At 35.3% G+C, this 20691-nt stretch carries 16 protein-coding genes; 14 read left to right on the forward strand and 2 right to left on the reverse strand.

Going from position 1 to position 20691, the window contains the following annotated elements; translation table 11 throughout:
• Positions 1–24 precede the first annotated feature (24 nt).
• Positions 25–1443 (reverse strand): leucine-rich repeat domain-containing protein, encoded by a 1419-nt coding sequence (locus ACQUQZ_RS13950; RefSeq protein ID WP_435355612.1) that lies wholly within the window; start codon positions 1441–1443, stop codon positions 25–27.
• Between the two features lie 163 nt (positions 1444–1606).
• Here ACQUQZ_RS13950 and ACQUQZ_RS13955 point away from each other — a divergent pair, with 163 nt between their 5' ends.
• The 14 genes from ACQUQZ_RS13955 to ACQUQZ_RS14020 all read left to right on the forward strand — a co-directional run bounded on the left by ACQUQZ_RS13955 (position 1607) and on the right by ACQUQZ_RS14020 (position 17342).
• Positions 1607–2365, forward strand: a complete 759-nt coding sequence (locus ACQUQZ_RS13955) for an enoyl-CoA hydratase/isomerase family protein (RefSeq protein WP_435355613.1) — start codon at positions 1607–1609, stop codon at positions 2363–2365.
• Positions 2366–2444: 79 nt separating this feature from the next.
• Positions 2445–3611 (forward strand): hydroxymethylglutaryl-CoA reductase, encoded by a 1167-nt coding sequence (locus tag ACQUQZ_RS13960; protein ID WP_435355614.1) that lies wholly within the window; start codon positions 2445–2447, stop codon positions 3609–3611.
• A gap of 111 nt (positions 3612–3722) precedes the next feature.
• Positions 3723–4637, forward strand: a complete 915-nt coding sequence (locus ACQUQZ_RS13965) for an alpha/beta fold hydrolase (protein WP_435355615.1) — start codon at positions 3723–3725, stop codon at positions 4635–4637.
• Positions 4630–6153, forward strand: a complete 1524-nt coding sequence (locus ACQUQZ_RS13970; protein WP_435355616.1) for a 4-hydroxyphenylacetate 3-hydroxylase family protein — start codon at positions 4630–4632, stop codon at positions 6151–6153. The genes ACQUQZ_RS13965 and ACQUQZ_RS13970 overlap by 8 nt, the downstream gene beginning before the upstream one ends.
• A 256-nt stretch (positions 6154–6409) precedes the next feature.
• The gene (gene alaS / locus ACQUQZ_RS13975; RefSeq protein WP_435355617.1) at positions 6410–9058 is read left to right on the forward strand and encodes an alanine--tRNA ligase; all 2649 of its coding nucleotides are present in this window, start codon (positions 6410–6412) and stop codon (positions 9056–9058) included.
• A gap of 53 nt (positions 9059–9111) precedes the next feature.
• Positions 9112–9831 (forward strand): nitroreductase family protein, encoded by a 720-nt coding sequence (locus tag ACQUQZ_RS13980; RefSeq protein ID WP_435355618.1) that lies wholly within the window; start codon positions 9112–9114, stop codon positions 9829–9831.
• Between the two features lie 173 nt (positions 9832–10004).
• Entirely contained in the window at positions 10005–10625 is a 621-nt protein-coding gene (locus tag ACQUQZ_RS13985) for an HAD family hydrolase (RefSeq protein ID WP_435355619.1), read from the forward strand.
• Between the two features lie 31 nt (positions 10626–10656).
• Positions 10657–11811, forward strand: coding sequence for a site-2 protease family protein (locus tag ACQUQZ_RS13990; protein ID WP_435355620.1), 1155 nt, complete (start codon positions 10657–10659; stop codon positions 11809–11811).
• Between the two features lie 111 nt (positions 11812–11922).
• A complete protein-coding gene (locus tag ACQUQZ_RS13995; protein WP_435355621.1) occupies positions 11923–12495 on the forward strand; it encodes a 1-acyl-sn-glycerol-3-phosphate acyltransferase in 573 nt (190 codons plus the stop codon).
• A gap of 91 nt (positions 12496–12586) precedes the next feature.
• Complete coding sequence (locus ACQUQZ_RS14000; protein ID WP_435355622.1) at positions 12587–13765, forward strand: trans-sulfuration enzyme family protein; 1179 nt, start codon at positions 12587–12589, stop codon at positions 13763–13765.
• 75 nt (positions 13766–13840) lie between these two features.
• Entirely contained in the window at positions 13841–14212 is a 372-nt protein-coding gene (locus tag ACQUQZ_RS14005; RefSeq protein ID WP_435355623.1) for a hypothetical protein, read from the forward strand.
• A 45-nt stretch (positions 14213–14257) separates the two neighbouring features.
• Entirely contained in the window at positions 14258–14554 is a 297-nt protein-coding gene (locus tag ACQUQZ_RS14010; protein WP_435355624.1) for a cell division protein ZapA, read from the forward strand.
• Positions 14555–14777: 223 nt separating this feature from the next.
• The gene (gene rny, locus ACQUQZ_RS14015) at positions 14778–16385 is read left to right on the forward strand and encodes a ribonuclease Y (RefSeq protein WP_435355625.1); all 1608 of its coding nucleotides are present in this window, start codon (positions 14778–14780) and stop codon (positions 16383–16385) included.
• Positions 16386–16631: 246 nt separating this feature from the next.
• Positions 16632–17342, forward strand: a complete 711-nt coding sequence (locus tag ACQUQZ_RS14020) for a hypothetical protein (protein WP_435355626.1) — start codon at positions 16632–16634, stop codon at positions 17340–17342.
• A gap of 66 nt (positions 17343–17408) precedes the next feature.
• On the opposite strand, the gene infB is transcribed toward ACQUQZ_RS14020, so the two are convergent.
• Positions 17409–20585 (reverse strand): translation initiation factor IF-2, encoded by a 3177-nt coding sequence (infB, locus tag ACQUQZ_RS14025; RefSeq protein WP_435355627.1) that lies wholly within the window; start codon positions 20583–20585, stop codon positions 17409–17411.
• Positions 20586–20691 lie beyond the last annotated feature (106 nt).

Raw genomic sequence — 20691 nt, forward strand, 5'->3', positions numbered from 1 at the left:
AAAATCACACATTCACTCAATATTTTATCTTACCAAAACCTGTCTTTGTTCCAAATCTGCCACTAATTTAGAAACTTCTTTGCTTTTTTTATCAAAATTATAAAAATCATTGCCTCTAAAATATACTTTTTGCAATTTTTTCAAAGCAAGTAATTTTTCAGGAACTTCCTCAACTTTGTTATTTGTAATATCAAATTCTTCTAAATCCTTTAATTCATATACTTGTTCGGGAAAAACTTTGAAAAGATTATAACCTAAGTCAAGTAATTTCAAATTTGGTAAATTTGGCAACGAATTCAAACGATTATGATGGGCATAAAGAATTTGTAATTTAGGCATTTGAGCCATTTCATCAGGTAAATTCCAAAGTTGGTTATTTGACAAAGCCAATGTTTTTAGATTCGCTAATTTACAAACCTCTTTTGGTAAAAATTGTAAATTATTATGATACAAATCCAATTCTTCTAAATTTTGTAATTTCCCAATTGATTTTGGTAAATTACCGCTTTGAACATTATATAAATTAAGTGCTTTCAAATTTGTCATTCGCCTAAAATCTCTGTCTGCAAACTCAATTCGGTTATTTCCAAGAAACAAAATTTCTAATCTACGATTCTTTTTTAAAGATTTAGGTATTTTGGTCATGCTTGTATATTGCAGATTCAAATCCTTTAAATGTTTGTTTCTTTTGAATTTAAAATGCTCATAATCAATATAATTTCCACTTAAACTCAAAAACTTCAATTTTTTCAATTGCCAAATTTCACTTGGCACTTTTTCAATATAATTATCCGACAAATCTAACTTTTCTAAATTTTTAAATTTAAAAACTACTTGAGGAAAATTTTCAAGATATAACTTATTCAGCATCAATGATTTAACCGTATCAGGTTTGTCGCAATTTTCTGCAACTTCAATTGTTGAAATATACTTTTTACTGATTTTTCTTGGCGGATTACCTAAATTTATATTAGTCAATAAGTTAAATTTCTGATTGATTTTATAAGGTAATTGATAATTCTTGCAAAACTCTTCAGAAATTTCAATCAATTTACTTTCTTGATCTGGACTCAAACTATCTGAGAGATATTTATTTTGAGTACCATTTTGAAATCCGTAAACAAAAAAATCAATGCCTCCATCTGCATTAAACAAAAGTTGGATAGGAACAAAATGGTTAACTTTATATTCAAATTCATTAAATCTTACATTTTTACTTCGGGCAAATTTGAGAAAATCATATATCAATCTTACTTTTTCAACATCATAAAGATTCAGTGGAGCTTTCGTATCTTCTAATTTGATTAGCCCTAAAGTTGGATAACTATGCTTGGATTCTTTTATACTCATTACTTTTTCTTCAAACTCTTTGGATGAGTAAACTTTCTGTTGCCCAAACGAAGTAAAAGATACAAAAACCAAAAGAAATAATAGATTTTTCATAGTAGCAAAAGGTTTTGTTAATTAGCGTTACAAACATAACTAATCTTTTAGTTAATTATTTTATTTTTTTCAAAATTTATTATTTCTATAAAAAACACCATTGGTAGTCTGCACGCATAATATTTTTGGTTATTTTTGTTTATTCTATTCAAACCTTACACAAATGACATATCAAGACATTATTGTTGAGCGAAAAGAAGCGATTGCTATCATTTCGCTTAATCGCCCTGCTGCACTCAATGCCCTAAGCCCAAATATGATAAGAGAGTTGAAAACGGCACTTTATGGACTTTCTCAAGATAATTCTTGCAAAGTTTTGCTTTTGAAAGGTGCTGGTCGAGCATTTTCAGCGGGTGTTGACTTGAAAGCAATGAATGAATCACTGGTAGGTGGACAATTTACAGCTGATGAGATTTTACAAGATGGTATTGAGATTGCTAAAATTTTACGAACCATGCCTCAACCAGCCATCGCTCTCGTGCATGGGCATTGCTACACAGGTGCAACAGAACTCATGATGTTTTTTGATTTGATCATCGCTGCTGAAGATGCCAAAATTGGTGATACTCATGCTAAATGGGGAATTTTACCAAAATGGGGAATGTCACAACGACTGCCCAGATTAGTCGGCATATTGAAAGCAAAAGAAATGTCATTTACTTGTAAACCCATCACAGGCAAAGAGGCTGAACGTATTGGTTTGGTCAATCGAGCTGTACCTTTGGAAGATTTGGAAAAAACAGGTATGGAACTGGCAAATGAAATCCTCCAAAATTCAGCACAAACCATTGCAGCTTTCAAGCACTTATATAATGAAGGAATGAATACAACTTTGGCAGAAGGATTAAAAATTGAAAGTGATTTTTTGACTGATATAAACGACAGAACCGAGTTTTTGAGAGGCTTTGAAAAAAATAAGTAGTTGAGTGAAAAGTTATCAATGAACAAGAATTTATTAAAATTGAAAATACCTTCAATTTTTCATTTTCAATTCAAACTCCATGTCTAAAATTCCATTAAATAAAGCTGACAACTATTCAGATGATATTATTAAGGAACGCCAAAAATTTGTTGAAGAGCAAACAGGTGTTGACTTGAATCATCTCATAAATTTTTCATTTAATCCAAAGGTTTTACAAGGAAATATTGAAAACTTCATTGGTGTTGCACAAGTTCCTATTGGTTTAGCTGGACCCATTAGGGTATTGGGTGAATATGCTCAAGGTGATTTTTATATTCCAATGGCAACTACCGAAGGGACTTTGGTAGCAAGCTATAATCGAGGAATGAAGCTTTTAAGCGAGTCTGGCGGAGTCACTTGTACCGTTATGGATGATGCCATGCAAAGAGCTCCACTATTTGTTTTTGAAAATGCTCGTTATTCAAGAAATTTTGGAAAGTGGATTGACAATAATTTTGGAGCAATCAAAGCAAAAGCCGAAGAAACTACTAACTCAGGGAAATTGTTAGATATTGAACAATATATAGTTGGGAAACTTCATTGGTTACGCTTTAACTTTACTACTGGAGATGCTGCTGGACAAAATATGGTTACTAAAGCAACACACCGAGCGTGTCATTGGATGCTTGAACAAAATATTGAAGGATTGGAACATTTTTCGATGGCCGCCAATATGGATACTGATAAAAAGCATTCACACCTCAATACTCTCCAAACTCGTGGCAAAAGGGTAGTTGCTGAAGCAACAATTCCCAAACATTTACTTGAAAAAATCATGCACACAACTGGCAATGCATTATTTAAACAGCGTCAATTGTCGAATATGGGTGCGATTTTATCCAATTCTTCCAATAATGGAGCTCATTCTGCCAATGGTCTAACAGCTATGTTTATCGCAACAGGTCAAGATGTAGCCAATATTGCCGAATCTTCGGCAGCAGTGACTTATAGTGAGTTGAAAGAAAATGGCGATTATTATATGTCTATCACTATTCCTTCGCTCATAATAGCAACTTATGGCGGTGGAACTGCCCTACCTACGCAACGAGAATGTTTAGAAATCTTGGGCTGTTTTGGTGCTGATAAAGTCTATAAATTAGCCGAAATAATGGCAGCAGTTGTATTGGCTGGGGAACTATCATTAGCCTCTGCCATCGTTGCAAATGAATGGGTCAGTAGCCATGAGGCATTGGGAAGAAACAGATAGAATTAATGGTTAATGATGAGTTATTAATTATTATCAAGCAGTTGACTCATTATTTACATTATTAATTTTTCATTGATTAAAGAAACTGCAAACTTATAAATCTTAAAAATAGTGTCTGATTTTGTTTATTCACAAGCTGGAAAAGCACCTGTCAATGGTATAGAAATTTATTATGAAACTTTCGGTAATCCTCAAAATCCTGCGATATTACTAATCATGGGACTCGATGCCCAATGCCTTATGTTTGGTGAAATTTTTATTAAACCTTTGATTTCGGCTGGTTTCTATGTTATTCGATTTGATAATCGAGATATTGGGCTTTCTACGTGGATGAATGAAACTTGGCATCGAAGCAAGCCCTATACACTCGAAGATATGGCAAAAGATAGTGTGGAATTATTAGATTATTTAAATATTTCGCAAGCACATATTTTAGGCGTTTCAATGGGTGGAATGATAGCACAAAATATAGCCATTCATTATTCTGAAAAAGTACTATCCCTTACTTCCATCATGTCGTCGGGTTATACTTTAAATCCTAAAATTGCTACTAATTTCAAGCTTCGTTTGGCTATGTCGGTTCTACCATTTTTTATTAAAAGATTTTATATAAAAAATAAATATACCGAACATAGGGTCACAGTCAATCACTATGTAGCTACTTATAAAATGCTAAGTGGCAAACGTTTTCCATTTAATGAACAATATTTCAGGACAATTTTTACCGAAAGTATAGATAAAAGAAAAGGACAAAATCCAAGAGCAAGATACCAGCAATTTTGTGCCATAGTAGCGTCTGGATCAAGGCTCAAAAAGCTACACCTCATCAAAGCACCAACTTTAGTAATACATGGTACAGCCGACCCGCTTGTAAATTATAAACACGCCGAAATTTATGCACCTCTCATTCCAAATGCAAGGTTATTGACCATAGAAGGAATGGGGCATGAATTATCAAAAGAAATTTTGGATGATGTTTTACCACAAATAATCAGTCACGTAGAAAAACACAGAAGGAATGAATAGCAATAATATGGAAATAATAACGGGTAATGACTACATTAATAGTCTTCGAAATCGACAATTAAAAGTTTATCTTTTTGGTGAATTAATAGATGATATTGTAGAGCATCCAATGATTCGTCCTTCGATCAATGCCGTTGCTGAAACATTTGACTTGGCCAATTCAGAACCTGAGTTAGCTACTGCTATTTCTCCATTTACTGAAACACGAGTCAATCGTTTTCTGCATATTGCTCAAACAAAAGAAGATGTGGTGCTACAAAATAAAATGCAAAGACGTTTGGGACAATTGACTGGTACTTGCTTTCAACGTTGTGTTGGGATGGATGCTTTCAATTCACTTTTTTCTACCACTTTTGAAATTGATAAAAAGTATGCGACCGATTATCACCACAAATTCAAGGCTTTCATAGCAAAAATGCAAAGACAAAATTTGGTGATTGGTGGAGCAATGACTGATGTAAAAGGCGACCGTAGCCTTGCCCCACATCAACAAGCTGACCCTGATTTATTTGTGCATATTACCAAGCGTACTTCCGAAGGGGTCTATATTACAGGAGCAAAAGCTCATCAAACGGGGTGTTTAAATTCACATTGGTTGCTTGTGATGCCAACCATTCGTTTGACAGAACAAGATAAAGAATATGCCATTGTAGGTGCTATTCCGGTCGATGCTGAGGGAATTACCTATATTTATGGCCGTCAATCTTGCGATACACGCAGTATGGAAGGTGGCGATATTGATGTTGGAAATGCACAATATGGTGGTCAAGAAGCAATGGTAATTTTGGATAATGTTTTTATTCCCAATGAATTAATTTTTATGGATGGCGAGTTTGAATTTGCTTCCATGCTTGTCGAACGATTTACTTGCTATCATCGCCGTAGTTATGTTTGTAAAAGCGGTGTTGGTGATGTATTGATTGGAGCGGCTGCTACCATTGCTGAATATAATGGTGCTGAAAAAGCCAGTCATATAAAAGACAAATTGATTGAGATGACTCACCTCAATGAAACCATTTATGCCACAGGAATTGCCGCTTCTTATCAATCAAAAGCTACGCTTTCGGGGGCATTTATTCCTGATGATATGTTGGCCAACGTATGTAAACATCATGTAACAAAAATGCCTTACGAAATAAGTCGTTTGGCTCAAGATTTAGCAGGTGGAATTGTTGTGACTTTACCATCAGAAAAAGATTTTAAAAGCGAAACAGTGGGTCATCTGCTTGATAAATATCTCAAAGGAAAAGCCGATGTGCCAACTGAATATCGCATTAGGATCCTTCGTTTGATTGAAAATATGACAATGGGACGCAATGCTGTTGGCTATTTGACTGAATCCATGCACGGAGCAGGCAGTCCACAAGCACAAAGAATTCAGATTGCAAGACAAATGCAGTTAGATTTTAAGAAACAACTTGCAAAAACTTTGGCAGGTATCGATAAAAATCAAAAGAAAGTGCTTGTAAACGAAATAAGCGACTACTTTGGGAGAGTTTTTGATGTGAAAGTTTAACAAAATAGCCCCACCTTGAAAGTGAAGAGGGGGCAAAAAACAAATAATTTATTCTATCTCTTAAGCCCTCTCTTTCGGGGAGGGCTGGCTGGGGTTCTTTTTTCTTCAAAATCCCTTCAAAAACTCCAATTTTTAAGCTAATTTTGCCATTTGAAAATAAGCATTTGAAAATTTTGTTATTTGGAAAAGCACTTTTCTATAGAATAACCAAGGTTTTCATACATAATTTATAATTCATCATTCATAATTCTTGGTAATGACTTCGCACGAAATTCGTAAGGCTTTTTTAGATTTTTTTAAGAGTAAAGGACATTTAATTGTTCCTTCTGCACCGCTTGTGGCAAAAAATGACCCAACCCTGATGTTCAATAATTCAGGAATGGCCCAGTTCAAAGATTTTTTCTTAGGAAATGGAACGCCACCTTCAAAACGAATAGCAGATACACAAAAATGTCTTCGAGTGAGTGGTAAGCATAATGATTTGGAAGATGTTGGTTTTGATACTTATCACCATACCATGTTTGAAATGCTTGGAAACTGGTCATTTGGTGATTATTTTAAGAAAGAAGCTCTTGAATGGTCTTGGGAATTATTGACCGAAGTTTATAAACTTCCAAAAGACAGAATTTATGTATCTGTTTTTGGAGGAGATGAGAAAGATGGCGTGCCTTTCGACCAAGAAGCTTATGATATTTGGAAATCGATGGTCAGCGAAGACCGCATTATCTTGGGCAATAAAAAAGATAATTTCTGGGAAATGGGCGATACTGGGCCTTGTGGGCCTTGTTCTGAAATCCATATAGATTTACGTGACCAAGCTGAAGTAGATAAAATTGGTGGAAAAGAATTGGTGAATAATGATCATCCACAAGTTGTCGAGATTTGGAACAACGTATTTATGCAGTTTGAGCGTAAAGCTGATAAATCATTGATTCCATTGCCAGCCAAACACGTTGATACAGGTATGGGCTTTGAGCGTCTTTGTATGGCGATTCAAGGCAAGAAATCAAATTATGACACTGATGTTTTTCAAAATACAATTCAAGTAATTGAACAAATGTCAGGTAAAAAATATGGCGAAAATGGCACACTTTCATCTAATAGCTACGTTGATGTAGCCATGCGTGTCATTGCCGACCACCTTCGTGCGGTTGCTTTCACCATTGCTGATGGACAATTGCCTTCTAATGCCAAAGCGGGTTATGTTATCCGTCGTATTTTGCGTCGTGCTGTGCGTTATGGTTATTCATATTTAGGTTTCCACGAACCATTTATGAGCAAATTGGTTCCAGTTTTGGCCAACCAATTTGCCGATGTCTTCCCAGAATTAAAAGCTCAACAAGATTTTGTAACAAGAGTAGTTGAAGAAGAAGAAAAATCGTTTTTAAGAACTTTGGAAACAGGTTTGAGAAAATTGGATGACATTTTCGAACAAACAAAAGCCGCTCAACTCTCAACAATTTCGGGAGAAATCGTATTTGAATTATCAGATACTTTTGGTTTTCCATCTGATTTGACTGCTTTGATTGCTCGTGAAAAAGGTTTGAAAATTGATGAGGAAGGCTTCCAAAAAGCATTACAAGAACAAAAAGAACGTTCGAGAAAAGATTCGGCTAAAGAAGCAACTGATTGGGTTGAATTAAATGAAGGGAATGATTTTGAATTTGTTGGGTATGATGAGGTTTCTTGTGAAGCACAAATTTTAAAATATCGTAAAGTAAAAACCAAAGCTGGCGAAGAATACCACATTGTACTTGATCGTACGCCTTTTTATGCAGAAATGGGTGGACAAGTGGGCGATACAGGGCATCTTTCAATCGGTAATCATTCGGTCAACATCAAGGATACGAAGAAAGAAAACGATCTTTTCATTCATATTTCAACTGATAAAAACTTAGACGAAATTCTTCAAAATGCAACTACGGTTGTTGCTCATATTGAAGAAGATCGTCGTGATAAAATCAGAACCAACCACACCGTTACTCACTTAATGTTGGCGGCAATGCGTAAAGTTTTGGGCACGCACATTGTTCAAAAAGGTTCTTACCAAGATGATACCGTGACTCGTTTTGACTTTTCACATTTTGCTAAAGTTACTGACGAAGAATTAGGCAAAATTGAAGATATAGTCAATGAAAAAATTCGTGAAAATATTCCTTTAGAAACTAAAGTAAATATTCCGATTGCCGATGCGATTGCTTTAGGAGCAACAGCAACTTTTGGTGAAAAATATGGGGATTTTGTAAGAGTTGTCATTTTTGACCCTACATTCTCAGTTGAACTTTGTGGTGGAACGCACGCTTCTTCAACAGGGAAAATTGGTTTGTTCAAATTCATTTCCGAAGGTTCGGTTGCCGCAGGTGTTCGTCGTGTAGAGGCTATTACGGGTGGCAAAGCGATTGCTGTTATCAATGAACAGTTATCAATAAATACGCAATTAAAAGAAGTTCTCAGAAACAACGATTTAGTAAAAGCAGTAGAAAATCTCTTAGCCGAAAAAGCGGCTCTACAGAAAAAAGTCGAGGCTTTAGAAAACGAAAAATTACAAGAATTAAAGAATGAATTAGCAAAAACTGCTCAAAATATCAACGGTGTAAATGTAATTACGGCAAAAGTAAGTGTTCCATCGGCTGATGCCTTGAAACAACTTTGTTTTGATTTAAAAAACAAATTGAATAGTTTCTACGGTGTTTTAGGGGCAGAAATAGGTGGGAAACCACAAATTGCTGTAATCATTGATGAAACTGTCATGAAAGATAAAAACTTACATGCAGGAAATATCGTTAAGGAACTGGCCAAAGAAATGAAAGGCGGCGGAGGAGGCCAACCTTATTTTGCCACCGCTGGGGGCAGCGACCTGAGTGGACTTGAAAGAGCCATTGACAAAGGGAAAAGTTTTATTTAATATTGTGGGGCGAACAAAATGTTCGCCCTTTTTTATAAACAATCCCTAAACCTATGACCTTCGACCAAATCATCAACGCCCGTCGTTCAGTAAGAATATATGACGAAAATGCTCAATTTGACAGCAAAATAGTTACCAAAAGCTTGGAAAGAGCTGTTCTTTCTGCCAATAGTTCAAATATGCAGCTTTGGGAGTTTTATCAAGTTTCAAATGAAGATAAGAAAAAAGCAGTTGTAAAAGCTTGTATGCACCAATCTGCAGCCCGAACTGCTTCGGAATTAATTATCTTCGTCACTCGCCAAGACAAATGGAAAGAACGAGCCAGATGGAATTTGGCAAATATGCAAAAGCAATTTGAAGGAAAGACGCTTACTGGGAAAGATAAACGAGCATTAAACTATTATAAAAAATTAATGCCTTTATTTTATACCAATGACTTTTTGGGTATTGCCACCTTGATTAGATTTGGCATAGTTGCGTATCATACTATTATTAATAAGCCCATAATTCACCTCGTTTCACATGCCGACCAGCGTGTTTCACTACATAAATCATGTGCATTAGCTGCACAAACTTTTATGCTAAGTATGAAATCTGAAGGCTATGATACTTGCCCAATGGAGGGTTTTGACGAAAGAATGATTAAAAAAATATTGCATTTACCAGCCAATGCTGAGATTTGTATGGTAATGGCCTGTGGAATTGGCAAACCCGAAGGTATTTATTCATCACGCACCCGAGTTGATAATTCTGAAGTCATTTTTCGCATTTAAAATGTACCGTTTACTAATTTTATTTTAAAACAAATAGCTGATTATCAATAATTTACAAAAACAATAATTGTCGAATGTTAGGGATTGCTTTATACAAACAAAATAATCTTTCGTGCCAGACGTTTTCATTAGCTGTCCGATCATTTTTTGTATAAACCCTACTAACTTACTGTATGAAATTCAAAGCCGTAATTTTCGACTTCGGAAACGTTATTATTAACATTGAATTAAAACGTATTTATCAAGCTTTTGCTCAATTTACTTCCAAAAGCGAAGCTTATATTGAAAAGCAAATTACTGATAATCAACTATTTAGACGTTATGAGTCTGGTCAATTTACCGATGATGAGTTTCGTGAAATTATCAGACAAACACTTGGGTTTCCTCTGAGTGATATTGAAGTGGACAAAGCTTGGAATGCCATATTATTAGATATTCCTACTGAAAGAATTGCTTTAATAAAAAAAATTCGTCAAAATTATCCAGTATATCTATTGAGCAATACCAACAATATTCACATCAAAGCCTCCAATGATTATTTACGAAAAGCCCATAACATTAGTCACCTCGACCAGCTTTTCGACCAACTTTTTCTTTCTTATGAAATGGGTATGTGGAAACCCGATGCTGAAATTTATCATTACGTACTTAAAAAACTAAAATTGCAACCGCATGAAGTTTTGTTTTTGGATGACAATCAAAAAAATATTGAATCAGCAAATGCTATTGGCATCCAAACAATTTTAGTAGAACCACCAACTTCTATCTTAGAATATTGTAAAAACATATTTTAAGTAGTTACTTTGTGGCTTACAATAAATTAACATGAATCAAAATCGTACTCTCCTTATACAAATTGCTTTATTCGTCGTCACACTCTTAACTACCACCATTACAGGTGCAGAATGGATTTTTGGAAGACCTTTCTTTTTTGGTGAAACACCATTAGGTTGGCAGGAGTTCTTTGAAGGTTTTAAATATTCTATTCCTTTTTTGGGCGTACTCACCATCCATGAATTTGGACATTATTTTGTTGCAAAAAAACACAAAACAGAAGTAACACTCCCCTATTATATTCCTTTATGGATAGGCGGATTATCTTCTACCTTCGGCACTTTAGGAGCATTCATACGTATCAAAGAAAGAATTCAATCTCGTGTAAAATATTTTGATATTGGTATTGCAGGACCTTTGGCTGGTTTTGTGGCGGCTTTGTTTGTACTTTGGTATGGCTTCACACATTTGCCTAATCTTGATTACGTATTTAATCTTTTTCCTATATTCAAACAATATGGAAACGACTATGGGAAGTTTCTTGAAACAACTCCAGATTATATTTCTATCAAGTTAGGAGATAGCCTGCTTTTTAATTTTTTTGAACAATATGTAGCCACTGGTGAACTTCCTCACCCCTACCTTTATACCAATTATCCAATCATTTTTGCTGGTTATTTATCGCTATTCTTTACTGCATTAAACCTTTTCCCAGTTGGACAATTAGATGGCGGACATATTCTGTACGGACTGATTGGCGACCGAGCTTTTAATATTGTTTCGCCAATTTTATTTTCAATTTTTGTGTTTTATGCGGGCTTAGGATTTTTCAATGCTCATGAATTTACGACAACTGACACAAAAGCATATTTAGAATTAGTAGGTAAATTTATACTTTTCATCGGTTTCAATTATTTATGTTTCTCACGAATTACTGAAAATCAAATAAGTAATTGGCTTATTGCACTCTCAGTTGTTGCGATTCAGCTAATAATCTCGTATTTTTACCCAACAATTGAAGGATATTCAGGATTTTTAGCTTTTGGTTTAATGATTGGGCGTTTCTTGGGTGTTTATCACCCTCCTACCTACGACCGTCAACCTTTATCACTTGAAAGGAAAGTTTTAGGTTGGCTGGCACTAATCATCTTTATTTTATGCTTTAGTCCGAAACCTTTTGTAATTATTCAGAATCTTCCGAATTAAGATTTCGATATTTATTTGATTATTGGATTTTTACATTTTTAATCATTTCATTCACGCAATTTCTTTTGAAAATTATTATTCGTAAATCGTCATTCATAAATCGTTGTTCCAATGTTAAACTGGCTACTAAAAATTTGCTTTAAATTATCAGGTTGGAAAATCGTTAGTAATTTACCCCCAGATTTAAAGAAAGCTATATTTGCAGTAAGTCCGCATAACCGTACTGCCGATTTCTTTGTTGGCATTTGCACTCGTCCTACTTTAGGACTCAATATAGGTTATTTAGGTAAAGAAGAACTCTTTCGTCCTCCTTTTGGCTGGATTTTTAAACGCTTAGGAGGTACGCCTGTTTATCGCACCAAAAGCACTAATTTTGTTCAGCAAGTAGCCGAAACTTTCAATAAGCATGAGAGACTTTTGGTAGCTCTTGCACCCGAAGGAACTCGTAAAAATGTAAGTAAGCTCAAAACTGGGTTTTATTACATGGCTTATTCGGCCAAAGTTCCCATCTATATGGTGGGTTTCGACTATCCACGTAAATCGGTTATTATAGCCGAGCCATTTGATCCATCAGGAGATTTTGAAAAGGATATGCTCAAATATTTTGTTCCTTTTTTTGAAACAATTGGTGGTTTTAAAAAAGACTGGATAAAAAATTATAAAGCAGGAAAATTTGATGAATAAATAAGAGAAGTCTTAAATTTGTCAAGCAAATAATTAATAATTTAAGTTTGAAGAGATTATTATTTCTCTCAAAGAATTCGAAATAATTAGAATGAAAAAACAAACCAAATCTATAAGAATACAAACCAAACGCTCTCAATATAGAGAACATTCTACCCCTCTTTTTTTGACAAGTAGTTTTTGTTTTGATGATGCCGAGCAAGGAAAAGCTCTTTTTGACGAATCACTTGAAGGCAATATTTACACCCGTTTTTCAAATCCATCAGTACAAGAGTTTGTTGATAAAGTTTGTATGCTCGAAAATTGTGAAGAAGGCATTGCTACTGCTACAGGTATGGCAGCAGTCTTTGCAGGCTTTGCTGCACACCTCAAAGCGGGCGATCATGTAGTTGCTTCAAGAGCATTGTTTGGTTCCGCTCATCAAATATTGACACAAATATTATCTAAATGGGGAATTACACATACTTATTTAGATGCGACAGCTCCAGAAAGTGATTGGGAAGCGGCCATTCAGCCTCATACCAAAATGATTTATTTGGAAACTCCTTCCAATCCAGGTTTAGAATTAGTCGATATGGCGATGATTGGGAGAATAGCTAAAAAACATCACTTGATATATTATGTAGATAATTGTTTTGCTACACCAATCATTCATACCCCAACGGATTATGGTGCAAATTTGATTGTCCATTCAGCCACCAAATTTATGGATGGTCAGGGACGAGTCTTAGGTGGAATCATCACTGGTACTAAAGAATTGATTGCACCGATTAGATTTTTCTGTCGTCATACTGGGCCTTCAATGTCTCCATTTAATGCTTGGGTTTTATCGAAAAGTTTGGAAACACTTGAAATCAGAATGCAACGCCATTGTGAAAATGCTTTAAAATTAGCCAAAGCATTAGAAAAAATGGAAGGAGTAAAAAATGTAAAATATCCTCATTTACCTTCACATCCTCAATATGCCTTAGCTAAAAAGCAAATGGCGGCTGGTGGAGCAATGGTTACCTTTGAATTAGAAGGTGGTTTTGAGAGAGTTAATCGCTTTACTCAACTATTAAAAATTGCCTCAAATTCATCAAATTTGGGTGATTCACGTACAATTATAACGAACCCGAATACAACAACACATTCAAAATTACCAAAAGAAGATAAAGCTAAATTAGGTATCACAGAAGGTTTGATTCGTACCTCGGTGGGTTTAGAGGATATTGGAGATTTAATTGCAGATTTCAAACAAGCAGCAAAAAAATCAATTGTGAATGCATGATTTAGTGAATGTGTGATTTGTAAATGATAAAAAATAAATCACACATTCATTCAATCACCAATCACTCAATAAAAAATGTCCATTGAAGAAGCATATACTGCCCGAATTGTCAAAGAAGAAAATGAACTTTTATTCTCACGATTCAATCGTCTGAATAATGACCTATTTTCTTTCAATGCACATGCGAAAGATGAAATTTTGGCATTAAAATCGCAGGTACGTAATTTGACCAAAACAATACAAGAAAAAGACTTTGAAATAAAAAAACTTCAAGAAAGACTAAAAAAACAAGATTTTCTTGAAAAAAGTAAAGAAATTCAAAAAGAAAGTGTTAAAATTGTATCGAATAAGATTCAAAAGTCAAAAGACAGCGTAGAATTAAAGAAAACGATTGCGGAATTAATAAAAGAGATTGATGTGTGCGTTGCATTATTGGACGAATATTAGTTGGAAAAAGTAAATAGCTAAGTAAATTAATGACGAAAAGTAAAAATGGCCGAGTCTGAGAAATTAGAAATAGGGTTGAAAGTAATGAGTCGGGTCATTACTCTTCGGATTCAACCCGAAATGGAGCCTTATTTTCGTAAAGCAGCCACTTTAGTTAACCAACGTATCAATTCGTTTACCAAAAACCACAGTGGCGGGGAAATGGATTCTTGGGATTTTTTGATTACCGTTGCCATTGAAGGAATGGTAGAATCACAAAAAAATCAAGATAAATATAGACTTTTGCAACAATCACTTGATAAGAGGCTCAACGACCTTGATAATCGTCTAACTCTAAATTAATAGAAATCATTGAATAAAATATCGTAATTTTTAACTTAATAACATCAACAAACTTACGATTATTAGACTCATTTTTGATTAATATTCACTTCCAGTTTTCTCTTTTTCTCCTCATTTGTCTTGGCTTTTCGCTCGGAGACTATTGATTTTTCATTAGTTTCAAACCAAACCGCTGCTGCGGATTGTCTAAATTATTTTTAAAATTTTTAAAAAATTTTCCGAAATGTCAAATATTATACCCGTTCTTTTCGCAGCCCTACTGGCATTGGTAGTAGGTTATTTTGTGGGAAGAGCCTTACTCAAAAAAACATTCCAAAGCAAAGAAGCTGACGGAGAAATGCGTGCGAATGAACTTTTAAAAACTGCTCAACAAACGGCTGAAAACATTAAAAAAGATAAAATGTTGGAAGCAAAAGAACATTTTTTGAAACTGAAAACTGAATTTGAAGACGAGTCGAACAAACGTAAAAACATTATTTTACAAAATGAGCAACGAGTCAAACAAATGGAGCAACAAGCTGCTCAGACCAAACAACAAGCTCAGCAATTAGAACAACAGAATATTCGCCGAGAAAAAGAATTAGAATTGCTTCAAGCAAAACTTACTGAGCAAACTGAGGCTGCAACAAAACAAATAGAAGCAGCTACCAAACGTAAAGAAGAAGCTGACAAAATGCTCCAACAACAAGTGGAGCAATTAGAAAAAATAGCTAATCTGACTGCTGACCAAGCAAAACAACAATTGATTGATGCCATCAAAGGTGAGGCAGAAACGAGAGCTTCTGGTTTTATTAAACAAACTATTGAAGAAGCGAAGTTAACCGCAACAAAAGAATCTAAGAAAATTATTATTGAAACCATCCAGAGAACCGCTGCAGAACAAGCAATCGAAAACTGTGTTTCGGTATTTAATATAGAAGGTGATGAAATTAAAGGTAAAGTGATTGGACGTGAAGGGCGTAATATTCGAGCTTTAGAGGCTGCTACAGGTGTTGAAGTGATCGTAGATGATACACCAGAAGCAATTGTGATCTCAAGTTTTGATCCTGTTCGTCGTGAAATTGCACGTCTTTCTCTCCATCGTTTGGTGCAAGATGGACGTATCCACCCTGCAAGAATTGAAGAGGTGGTTGCTAAAACTAAAAAAGATATTGAGAACGAAATCAATGAAATTGGTGAACGTACAGTTATTGATTTGGGCGTACATGGTTTGCACCCGGATTTGATTCGTATGATTGGTAGAATGCGTTTCCGCTCTTCTTATGGACAAAATCTACTTCAGCACTCTCGTGAAGTTGCCAAAATGTGTGCGACAATGGCATCAGAATTAGGACTGAACGCTAAGTTAGCCAAACGTGCTGGATTGCTACATGATATTGGTAAAGTATGGCACGAAGAGCAAGAATTGCCTCATGCACTTTTAGGAATGGAATTAGCAAAAAAATACAAAGAACATCCAGAAGTTATCAATGCCATTGGTGCTCACCACGATGAAATTGAAATGACTTCGATGATTTCACCAATCATTCAGATTTGTGACTCTATTTCTGGTTCACGACCTGGTGCAAGACGTGAAATGATGGAATCTTATGTGCAACGTTTAAGAGATTTAGAGGAATTGGCTCTGGCGTTTAATGGTGTTGAAAAGTGTTACGCGATTCAAGCTGGTCGTGAATTACGTGTGATTGTAGATTCTGAAAATGTGACAGATGAAATTGCTGGAAAATTATCTTTTGATATTTCACAAAAAATAGAGAAAGAAATGCAATATCCAGGGCAGATAAAAGTAACAGTCATCCGTGAAATGAGAAGCGTAGCTTATGCTAAATAGACTCAAATAATTTTTTTAAGGCGATACTTCACAGTATCGCCTTTTTTATTGTCAAATGGTTCATAGTTTCTCATAATAGTAGATATTTAACCATTGATCGATTCTAATATTTTTCCAAATATTACAAATCCATGTTTTTTTAAGAAAAAATCAAGAAAATATTAGTGACCTTTTCAAAATTTCCATATTTTTTTTTGAAATCTCAAAATGTCTATTAAATTTGATTACTCAACAAACGCTAATACTATGAACAAGTTATCAGAAACATGGATAGTAGATGGTACTATTGATTTTGAAGTAAAAAAATATACCTTATTGGCTTATCTACAAAAAGTCAAAGAGTGTTTTGATGAAAATAAGATTTATCCTCAACTTTCCGACTTATTTTTTCACTACAATAATTTGACTTCCCTAAAGTCAAACAAAAACTACCTTAAAGAACAATTTCCTAAACGTTTAACTGGAATTCAAATTGAGAATTTAGAATTAATCTATGAAGAGATGATTGCTGATAATACTTTGATGCTTGAAATTGAAGAAATAATGCACTATGCTACTCAGAGATTTAAAAATGCCATTTCAGTAGGTAATGAAATTTGTAGTTTCGTTGAAAGTAAATTAGCAATCAATCCAATCGGCATAATGCCTCTCAAACTCGATGAAGGATATTTCTTCTTGAGTGCAGGGAAAAAGCATAGTACAAGAGTCTATTCCTACAGATTGACTCTTTTTGAAAGACATAGTGAAAAATATAGATCTCTTAGCACTACATTTATTTCAGAATGGGAACGTAATTTTGTAAATAGCTATGAAAATATCAAGCTAAATCTTATTAAAGTTCAAAAAAACATGCCTCATCCAGCCGTTTATGCCATCGAAACTGAATTGTCTTTCCCTTTGGAAGAAACATTATTGCCCGTTGCCAAACGAACTTTAGTACAACATATTAGCAAATAATTTTTTTACTATAAAAAAAGACCTTTCATTGCTGAAAGGTCTTTTTATTATCTCCTAAGTTGTTAATTACAACTTACGTTTTACTTCTTTGATTTCAAAGCTTTCAAGTGTATCACCTACTTCGATTTCATTGAAACCTTTTAAGCTCATACCACATTCAAAGCCATATTTCACTTCATTTACATCATCTTTGAAACGTTTCAATTGTTGTATTTCACCTTCATGAATAACGATCCCGTCACGTATCAATCTGACTTTGTTATTTCGTTTGAAGTTTCCATCAGTCACATAACAACCTGCGATTGTACCAACTTTAGAGATTTTGAATACTTCACGAACTTCAATTGTACCAACAATTGTTTCTTCTTCCTTCGGAGCTAATAAACCTTCCATCGCATCACGAATCTCGTTTATCGCATCATAAATGATTGAATATAAGCGAATTTCAATTTCTTCTTGGTCTGCAATCTTGCGAGCATTAGTTGAAGGGCGAACTTGGAAACCAATCACAATTGCATCAGCAGTAGAAGCAAGCAAAACATCAGATTCAGAAATTTGACCAACTCCTTTATGGATAATTGCTACTTGAACTTCATCGGTTGAAAGTTTCAATAATGAATCCGAAAGTGCCTCTACTGAACCATCCACGTCACCTTTCACAATTACGTTTAATTGATGGAATGTTCCAATAGCCTTTCTACGTCCGATTTCCTCCAATGTAATATGCTTTTTAGCACGAATACTTTGTTCACGATGAATTTGCTCACGTTTGTTTGCAATATCACGAGCTTCACGCTCAGTATCCATTACATTGAATCTATCACCTGCTTGAGGAGCACCTGGTAATCCAAGCACCTGTACTGGTGTTGATGGGCCGGCAGACTTGATTCTTGCACCAGTTGCATCAACCATTGCTTTTACACGTCCAAAATATTGACCTGCCAATATCACATCACCTACTTTTAAGGTTCCATTTTGAACCAAAACGGTTGTAACATATCCACGACCTTTATCCAAAGACGCTTCAACTACAGTTCCTACAGAAGTTCTATCTGGGTTCGCCTTCAAGTCAAGTAATTCGGCTTCAAGCAAAACTTTATCAAGCAATTCATTGATACCAATACCTTTTTTGGCAGATACTTCTTGTTCTTGATACTTACCACCCCAACTTTCAACTAAAATATTTTCTTTAGCTAAATCTTCACGAATTTTTGCAGGATTTGCACCTACTTTATCAATTTTATTGATAGCAAATACAATTGGCACGCCAGCATTTTGTGCATGGTTGATAGCCTCACGGGTTTGAGGCATCACACTATCATCGGCAGCTACTACAACTATTACAATATCAGTGACTTTCGCACCTCTGGCACGCATGGCAGTAAATGCTTCGTGACCAGGTGTATCAAGGAATGATATTTTCTTGCCTTTATTTGGACCTTCATTGATTTCAACATCATAAGCTCCGATATGCTGAGTGATACCTCCAGCCTCGCCTGAAGCTACCTTCGTACGGCGAATATAATCAAGTAATGAAGTTTTACCATGATCAACGTGACCCATAATGGTTACAATTGGAGCTCTTGGTAATAAATCTTCATCCGCATCTTCTTTTTCGATGGTATCCACTTTTATCTCTTCTTCGGCAGAGATAAACTGTACATCATAATCAAAATCAAGAGCAAGCATTTGGATTGCTTCTGCATCAAGTCTTTGGTTGATTGATACAAACATACCCATTTTCATGGCTGCAGAAATAACCTCCGTAACTGAGACATCCATCAATGAAGCCAATTCGGCAGCAGAGATAAATTCGGTTACTTTCAAGATATTGCTTTCTTCTTGCTCTTGAAGTACACGTTGTTCTTCTTGGTCGGCACGAGACTTACGTTTGTCTTTACGGTATTTTGCTCCAAAGTCAGGGCCTTTGGTTTGCATACGAGCCATCGTTTGTTTGATTTGCTCTTTTACCTGTACTTGCGAAACCTCTTCACGACGCTCTTTTTTCTTCTTAACATCAGCTTTTTTAGGTGACTCGGTAGTTTTCGCTACGCCAGTCGCTGCTGGGCCTGAAGTTTTTGGTTTATTTACTACAACATCTCCATTAGCACTATTGACTTTCTCTCCACGTTTCACACGCTTACGTTTACGCTTGCGTTTTTCTTCATTACTCAATGCTTTTTTCTCAACTGGCAATTCAATTCGACCTAAGACCTTTAAACCTTGAAGTTTTTCGCCTCTTGCTTGAATTAATTCAGGCTCGATGAAATCTTCAATGATAGGAATTTCTTTCTTAGGTGGTGGTGGTGGAACTGGTCTTTGCTCAGCTTTATGCGGAGGACGTTGGTCATTTCTTTGTTGTGGTTGTCCACCTTGTCCTTGCGGTCTCTGTTGTCCTTGACCTTGAGGTCTTTGTTGATTATCCTGCTTCTGATAAGGAGGACGATTATCTTGTCTTTGTGGTTCTTGCTGACGACGTTGTTCATTTGGTTTTTGTTCAAACTTTGGCGGCTCAACAACAACTTTTGGAACTTCTACTTTCGGCAGCTCTACAACTGGCTTTGACTCTTCAACCACTGGTTTTGGCGTTTCAGCCACAGGTTTTACTTCTTCGACAATTGCCTTTGGAGCTTCAACCACTGGTTTTGGTGCTTCAACAACAATCGGTGTTTTAGCAATTTCTACAACTGGCTCAGCTTTTACAGGTTCTTTAGGAGTTTCAACGACTACCTTTGGTTGTTCAACAACAACTGGTTTTGGCGTTTCAACTTCCGATATTTTTTGCTCAACTTTAGGAGCAACCACAACTGGTTCGACCTTCACAGGCTCAACAGGTGGAGGAGTTGGCTTTTTGTCTAAATCAATTTTGCCAAGAATAGTGACCCCTTGTAATTTGTTTTCTACACGAATTACTTCTGGTTCAGCTTGTACAATTGGCGTTTTTTCGACAACTGGTTCTACTTTTTTCTCTTCAACTTTAGATTGATCACGGAAATAAAGTATATCAGAATTACCCGATGAAGCTTTATTTTCCTCAACAGATTTAGGTGCTGTACCATCTTCAAGCAAAGAAGTATTGTTATATTCTTTTGAGAGAATATTTAACTGCTCAGAGTTGAGTTTGGCGTTTGGATTATTTTCAATACGAATTCCTTTTACGGCAAGCTTTTCGACGATAGTAACGATACCAACGTTGAGTTTCTTAGCTGCAAGGCTGAGTCGCATTTCTTTTTGTTCTGTCATAAATTGATTATAAAAATCGGTTTTTGTTATCCATTACTGGACTATTTCTTTACTAATTGTGAACGGATGAAATAGACAATCAGGAATCTATATACATCACTATTTG

Origin of the sequence: Emticicia sp. SJ17W-69 (genome assembly GCF_051209875.1) — a bacterium.
Lineage (GTDB): Bacteria > Bacteroidota > Bacteroidia > Cytophagales > Spirosomataceae > Emticicia.

Bases quoted from the DNA above. Each gene is read 5' to 3' on its own strand.
- ACQUQZ_RS13950 (WP_435355612.1), bottom strand. From the start codon at position 1,443: ATGAAAAATCTATTATTTCTTTTGGTTTTTGTATCTTTTACTTCGTTT.
- ACQUQZ_RS13955 (WP_435355613.1), top strand. From the start codon at position 1,607: ATGACATATCAAGACATTATTGTTGAGCGAAAAGAAGCGATTGCTATC.
- ACQUQZ_RS13960 (WP_435355614.1), top strand. From the start codon at position 2,445: ATGTCTAAAATTCCATTAAATAAAGCTGACAACTATTCAGATGATATT.
- ACQUQZ_RS13970 (WP_435355616.1), top strand. From the start codon at position 4,630: ATGAATAGCAATAATATGGAAATAATAACGGGTAATGACTACATTAAT.
- alaS (WP_435355617.1), top strand. From the start codon at position 6,410: ATGACTTCGCACGAAATTCGTAAGGCTTTTTTAGATTTTTTTAAGAGT.
- ACQUQZ_RS13980 (WP_435355618.1), top strand. From the start codon at position 9,112: ATGACCTTCGACCAAATCATCAACGCCCGTCGTTCAGTAAGAATATAT.
- ACQUQZ_RS13985 (WP_435355619.1), top strand. From the start codon at position 10,005: ATGAAATTCAAAGCCGTAATTTTCGACTTCGGAAACGTTATTATTAAC.
- ACQUQZ_RS13990 (WP_435355620.1), top strand. From the start codon at position 10,657: ATGAATCAAAATCGTACTCTCCTTATACAAATTGCTTTATTCGTCGTC.
- ACQUQZ_RS13995 (WP_435355621.1), top strand. From the start codon at position 11,923: ATGTTAAACTGGCTACTAAAAATTTGCTTTAAATTATCAGGTTGGAAA.
- ACQUQZ_RS14000 (WP_435355622.1), top strand. From the start codon at position 12,587: ATGAAAAAACAAACCAAATCTATAAGAATACAAACCAAACGCTCTCAA.
- ACQUQZ_RS14005 (WP_435355623.1), top strand. From the start codon at position 13,841: ATGTCCATTGAAGAAGCATATACTGCCCGAATTGTCAAAGAAGAAAAT.
- ACQUQZ_RS14010 (WP_435355624.1), top strand. From the start codon at position 14,258: ATGGCCGAGTCTGAGAAATTAGAAATAGGGTTGAAAGTAATGAGTCGG.
- rny (WP_435355625.1), top strand. From the start codon at position 14,778: ATGTCAAATATTATACCCGTTCTTTTCGCAGCCCTACTGGCATTGGTA.
- ACQUQZ_RS14020 (WP_435355626.1), top strand. From the start codon at position 16,632: ATGAACAAGTTATCAGAAACATGGATAGTAGATGGTACTATTGATTTT.
- infB (WP_435355627.1), bottom strand. From the start codon at position 20,585: ATGACAGAACAAAAAGAAATGCGACTCAGCCTTGCAGCTAAGAAACTC.